Source organism: Paraliobacillus sp. X-1268 (assembly GCF_003426095.1).
Lineage (GTDB): Bacteria > Bacillota > Bacilli > Bacillales > Amphibacillaceae > Paraliobacillus_A > Paraliobacillus_A zengyii.
In genome coordinates this window covers 1-5,811 of sequence record NZ_QJSK01000042.1, presented here as the reverse complement: position 1 = coordinate 5,811, position 5,811 = coordinate 1, and the positions used below count along the sequence as shown (strand labels likewise).

The following is a 5,811-nucleotide window of genomic DNA, read 5'->3' as shown; positions in this document are numbered from 1 at the left end:
ACATCGAGTAGAAATAATTCATTTGAATGAAGATAGTTGGAGAATGAAGCATAGATCGACTATATTTGGTCAACAAAGTGTTTCAAATTAACAAGCAAAAATTGTGTCATTCTACTTGACGGTCACAGGTATATATTGGCTCAGGTATTAGAGGAATTAATACCGTATTAGATAATCATAAATCCTTAATTGAAAAAGGGTCAAGAAGAGTTTCTCCATTCATGGTTCCTATGATGATTAATAATATGGCTTCAGGTATTATTTCCATAAAAACAGGATTTAAGGGACCTAGCTATTCTCCTGTTTCTGCTTGTGCAACAGGGAATCAAGCGATTGGGGAGGCTTTTTTAAATATTCGGCATGGTTACTCTGATGGAATATTAGCTGGAGGGGCTGAAGCTCCTATTAATCCTTTAGCTTTTGCTGGATTTTCAAGAATGAGAGCAATGTCCACTTTTAATGATATTCCAGAAAGGGCAAGCCGTCCATTTGACAGTCAACGTGATGGCTTTGTTATGTCAGAAGGAGCAGGTGTATTATTCCTTGAAGAGTATGAACACGCTAAAGAAAGAGGAGCGACAATTTTAGGAGAAATTGTAGGATATGGTTCCACAACAGATGCCTATCATATTACTTCCCCTGATTATAACGGTGCAGCAAATGCTATGAAATTAGCCTTAGAAATGGGTGAAATCAACCTTACTGATGTAAATTATATAAATGCCCATGGAACTAGTACCCCTGAAGGAGATAAATCAGAAACTAAAGCAATTAAAAGTATTTTTGGTATTTATGCTTATAATTTAAAGGTGAGTTCTACCAAATCAATGACTGGACATCTTTTCGGAGCTGCAGGGGGAATTGAGTCCATTATAGCACTCAAAAGTATCATGGAAGATATAGCTCCTCCCACTATCAATTACGAAATACCAGATGAAAATTGTGATTTAGATTACGTTCCAAACCATGCAGTTAAGACAAAAATAAACTATGCTATTTCTAATGGTTTTGGTTTTGGAGGACATAATGCAGTCTTGGCATTTAAGAAGTTTTCGATAGATAAGACTAAATAAAAGGATTAATCGGTAAGTCATATATTATCTTATCGATTAAATGCTAATTAATTAGATGCTTCTTCAACTCCCTCAGATAGATTCAGTTTACTCGTAAATGCTCGTTTATTCGCAGGATTTCAAATCACTTCTAAGAACAAGGACGGATAATTGGAATGAATATTGAGCATAAAGGCTACATGAAGGCATGCGGAAATAGAGGAGTAGGTTAATTTCTCCAGTTATTACCAGTTTATACTGCACGCATTCTCCACGCCACCCCTGGAGGCTTTCCCTCCCATGTCTCAACGGGTCTAATGCCCTTTCATTCCTTCGTCATGCCTATCCAAGGGGTGGAGGCCAGTTTTGATAACGGAATGGGTCTGTGCCCTTTTGTTTAAGAATTCCAGTACTCCGTGCTTTCTTTGAGATCCTACGAATAAGCCAACATTTGATAAGTATATCAATATCTTTTCATAATAGATGGGTTCTTAAGGTGAATTAATTATGCTGCTTAAGGTGTTAAGGGTTGTACTTTTTCAGGACAATAAGGTTGATTACTTCGTGCAATTCCTACTAATAATCTTGCGAATTTACCAATCAGTTTCATAATAGATTTCATCTTTTTCACTTTAACATTATGTGCATGAAGTTCTTTAAATTCAGGGTTGTTCATCACCAGACACATAGTCCCAAGATATAAGAAACGCCGTAGACGGGATCTTCCTCTTTTCGAGAGGACAATTTGCCCTTTCCATTTACCAGAGCTGGCTTCGACTAAATGTAAGCCCCCGTGTCGTAATAGAGAATTGCCGTGAGCGAACTGACTTAAGTCACCAGTTTCACCTAAAATACCACCTAATAATATTTTGGTAAACCTTTGATTCCAAGTAGTTTATTGGCAAAAGTAATACTTTCAAGTGCTTCAGCTACTTGTATATCAACTATTTCTAATTGTGTTGTAGCGAGGTCAAATTCCTCAAGTAATTGTTCTAGGTGCAACTTATAGGCTTTATGTGCTTTATCATTACCAACAGAGTTCTTAGCCAACTTAATTAGAGCTTCAGCTTTTTTAATGCCTGGTTGATGCTTCATTACCGTTCTCCAGCCTTTAACAATATCTTGGGCTCCCATCGAACGTAATTCTTTAGGGGTAGGAAATAAACGCAGAGTAGCGAGTGCTCCTTTACATTTAACGTCTTTGAAAACTTGTCTAAATTCAGGGAAGATAATATCAACCCATCGATTAATTTGATTTGCAGCACTTACATATCGCTTAACTACTGAATCACGGTTTGACATCAGTACTCTTAATTTTCGAAAGCCTCTGTAGTTGGACGAATAAAGGAATAGTATCCATTCTTAACCATATCAGCGATAACTAGTGCAGCTTTTTTGTCGCTTTTGGATTGTGTATTATCTCGATTTTATTTGTTCTTTTTCACAAGATGAGGATTGACACTTACTACATCAATATTACGGTCATAAAGCCATTCAGACAGGTTTAACCAATAGTGGCCTGTAGGTTCCATGCCGGCAATTTCAGTAGTTAGGCTACTCATAATTTTTAATTGGTTTATCCAATCTAGTAATCTCGCAAAACCATAATCATTGTTTTCAACCGGAATTCGACTTTTTTAGGTTAAAATTCACTTAGCGTACAAAATTCCATGAAATGTTGGTGGTAATTTCCAACATGCAAAATATCGATTAAAAGAGGTGCAAGATAGCGTTTAAAATGACATACTACCCCAAAAATTAGATTTTGACTCTACTTTTGGGGGCATTGATAGTTAGGAAATGTATTTACTTTTGGTTTTTGATAAATTTATTGTATTATTTTTTATTAAATGAACGAATAAGGCGATTATAGGCAAAGCTGTTCCAATGAGTAAAGCGACTTCACTATTAAATTTATAGTAAGTATAACTTCCAATCCATGACCCAAAGGCACCTCCAAAAAAGAAAATAGTCATATATAATCCATTAAGTCTGTTTCTTATTTCGGGATTCAAACCAAAGATAACTTTTTGACCTAATAACAAATTTCCTGATACACCAATATCGATACTAATTCCGGAGATAAGGATTAAAATCACACTCAATAATGAATGATCTTGAGCAAAAAATAATAGTACGATAGATAATAGTACGAGCGCCATTGACACATTAGTCATTGTAAAAATATAACCTTTATCTGCTAGTTTCCCAATTGTAGGAGCTAACAAGGCGCCAGCTATTGCAACAAAGCCAATTAATGCAATTTCATTATTTGAAAAGTTTAATGGCTCAGACCTCAATAAAATTGGCAGTATTGTCCAATATAGACTAAATGTTGCAAATAAACATGCGTGATAAAAAGCTCGTTGTTGTAAAGGAGATGTATTTATTAGTAGCTTCACCATAGAAGCGATTAAATTTGGATATGACATGTTACTAGACGTTACTACCTCATAGTTGGGCAAAAATTTTATAATTAACAGTAATACGGCAACTAGCGTGATTAATGAAAAAAGAAATACCATTCTCCAGCCGAACCAGTCAGCTATTCCTATAGATAATGGGCGAGCAATCATAATCCCAATCAATAAACCACTCATCACTTTACCCACATATTTACCTGTCTCTTCAATGGGTACAATCCTCATTGTTAGTGGAACTAACATTTGAGCCGCACATGCACCAATGCCAATTATGGTTGTTAATATTGTAAAAATAATTCCATTTGTCGAAATTAGCATACCAATTAATGAAACAATAGTAAACCCGATAAGAATTCCTATTATTTTCTTACTTTTAAATAAGTCAGCCATTGGTACGATGAAAAATAAGCCCAATGCATACCCAATTTGTGTAAAGGTAGTGAGTAATCCAGATAAATCAGAAGAGATGTTCAGATCTTTTGCAATGAATTGTACAATTGGTTGTGCATAATAAATATTAGCAGCAAGTGAACCACAACTAATTGCCAAAATAAATATTAGAAAATTTGTCTTTTTAGTCAACTTTATCATTCCTTATGTTTATTTTTTATTTTGGTACGTTCATTCCGAAATAATTTAAAAAAGAAAGACTATAGGTCTGCAATAGTCTTATCCACTAAATTATAGGCTAGGTTCTTCTCTTTTTTATACTTAGACATTAAATTAATACTATGATTTAAACTTAATAAAGAATATGCCACTAATTCAGAGTTTGCTTCTTGTGAAATTTCTCCATTGTTTTTTCCTTTTTCAATAACTTGCTTAAATACTTTTTCAAGTTCATTAAAATCATTTAGAAGTATTTCTTCTATGGAAGGATCAATATGTCCAATAAGCAGTGAAGAATTAGTTATAATACAACTTTTTGGAATGTCATCTGAATAGCATTTTTCAATATGTTGATAAAAAAAGGATTTAAGTGATGCTTTAGTGTTTATACCACTAAAAAGTAAATTTCTCTTTCGATGGCCATAGTTTTTATAATGTTCTAAAACCAGTTTATATAGTTCATCCTTATCTCCAAAACTATCGTAGAGAGTAGATCGACTTATTCCCATCTTTTCAATAAGGTCTGAGATATATGTAGCGTCATAACCTTTTTCCCAGAATAAATACATAGCTTTATCCAAAGCATGTTCTTTGTTAAAACTAATACTTCTACCCAACTTACAACACCCCCCCTTCATATAAGTTAGTATAAAGGTTTCGGAACGATGAGTCCAGAAAAACTTATCTTGAAATCAAGTCTTCCGAAAGGACGCTTTAACGGAGCAACGAAAGAAGCCTAATTTCTCAATATTTCTCAATATAAATGTTGTAAATTGGGATTTTTAATATGGGGATTTCCTTAACGTTGTAAATCCGCATTTTCCTGACGGTACCTCTCTTAGAGCATATCTCTTTAATTAAGGTAACTTTTACTACACTTGTTTTTTTAGGATTGGCTTACCTTTTACCCTGAATACTTCAAAAGCGTAATTAACAAACATCTGGTAAGTTTGTGAAGATATGTATTTAAACAAACGGGTAGCGTTAGTTTAGGTAGAAAAAAGGCATTTAGTGTAATAAGATATGTTTGTTTGATATTGAAATATTAAAGGAATTATATTCGTATATATAATTAAGTAAATCGTTCTCAATGGGGGGTGTGCTTTATTAAAAGGTTTTTTTATTATTTTGGTTGGACAGTTGTTATTGGATTTATTATTTATTTAGGAAGTAAATTTCAGGTCAGATTAGAAGAAGAATCCAGAATGAACTTTAAAATAATGCCTATTGTTATATATGCAACTATATTTCCTATTGTTATTGGACTCTTACTAAGATTACCAAAGTTGATAATTGAAATTAAACAGAATAAACAATGGACATTTGATTGGATAAAGTTTATTGCGATTGGATTACCATCTTTTTATATAATAGCAATGTCGTTTTTACCATTTGCTGATTTAGAAGCAGTATCGATTAAAGTACCAGAGATGAACATGATTGATAATCCAACATTTCATATAATCGCTGGCGTTGTTTTTGGATATATCTTATTGGATAGTTTAAAGAAATAAAGTTCTTTAAGTAACGTCGGGCTTATCTTGAACAAGGTGCTGTTGACGTCGCAGCTCCTATTGCTTGTTGAGCTAACGGGCAGGTTAGTTGTGCGAAATGTTCCTAGTTTAAATGGAGGATGGCTACATCTCTCTGGTAAAGGCTAGGCAATTCCTTACGGAATTGAAGGATTATATTGAAGAATCAAATGAAGAGGTAACGCTCGGAAGGGT

3 protein-coding genes and 2 pseudogenes are annotated in these 5,811 nt (G+C 33.9%); 2 read left to right on the top strand and 3 right to left on the bottom strand.

All coding sequences use genetic code 11. The features are described 5' to 3' along the window. Window positions 1-119: 119 nt before the first annotated feature. Window positions 120-1,073, top strand: a pseudogene (locus tag D2K62_RS18530) (beta-ketoacyl-[acyl-carrier-protein] synthase II); the annotation flags it as partial. A 493-nt stretch (window positions 1,074-1,566) separates the two neighbouring features. On the opposite strand, the pseudogene D2K62_RS18525 reads toward D2K62_RS18530, so the two are convergent. The 3 genes and pseudogenes from D2K62_RS18525 to D2K62_RS18515 form a co-directional block, all read right to left on the bottom strand. Next, window positions 1,567-2,671, bottom strand: a pseudogene (locus D2K62_RS18525) (IS110 family RNA-guided transposase); the annotation flags it as partial. 174 nt (window positions 2,672-2,845) lie between these two features. After that, window positions 2,846-4,066: an MFS transporter gene (locus tag D2K62_RS18520; RefSeq protein ID WP_198671322.1), complete on the bottom strand. Its 1,221-nt coding sequence runs from the start codon at window positions 4,064-4,066 to the stop codon at window positions 2,846-2,848. Between the two features lie 59 nt (window positions 4,067-4,125). After that, window positions 4,126-4,701: a TetR/AcrR family transcriptional regulator gene (locus tag D2K62_RS18515; protein ID WP_117161870.1), complete on the bottom strand. Its 576-nt coding sequence runs from the start codon at window positions 4,699-4,701 to the stop codon at window positions 4,126-4,128. 588 nt (window positions 4,702-5,289) lie between these two features. Here D2K62_RS18515 and D2K62_RS18510 point away from each other — a divergent pair. Then, the gene (locus D2K62_RS18510) at window positions 5,290-5,598 is read left to right on the top strand and encodes a hypothetical protein (RefSeq protein ID WP_232828048.1); all 309 of its coding nucleotides are present in this window, start codon (window positions 5,290-5,292) and stop codon (window positions 5,596-5,598) included. The last annotated feature ends 213 nt before the right edge of the window (window positions 5,599-5,811 follow it).

Excerpts from the sequence above, each read along its gene's own strand:
- D2K62_RS18510 (WP_232828048.1), top strand. The coding sequence starts at position 5,290 with ATGAACTTTAAAATAATGCCTATTGTTATATATGCAACTATATTTCCT.
- D2K62_RS18520 (WP_198671322.1), bottom strand. The coding sequence starts at position 4,066 with ATGATAAAGTTGACTAAAAAGACAAATTTTCTAATATTTATTTTGGCA.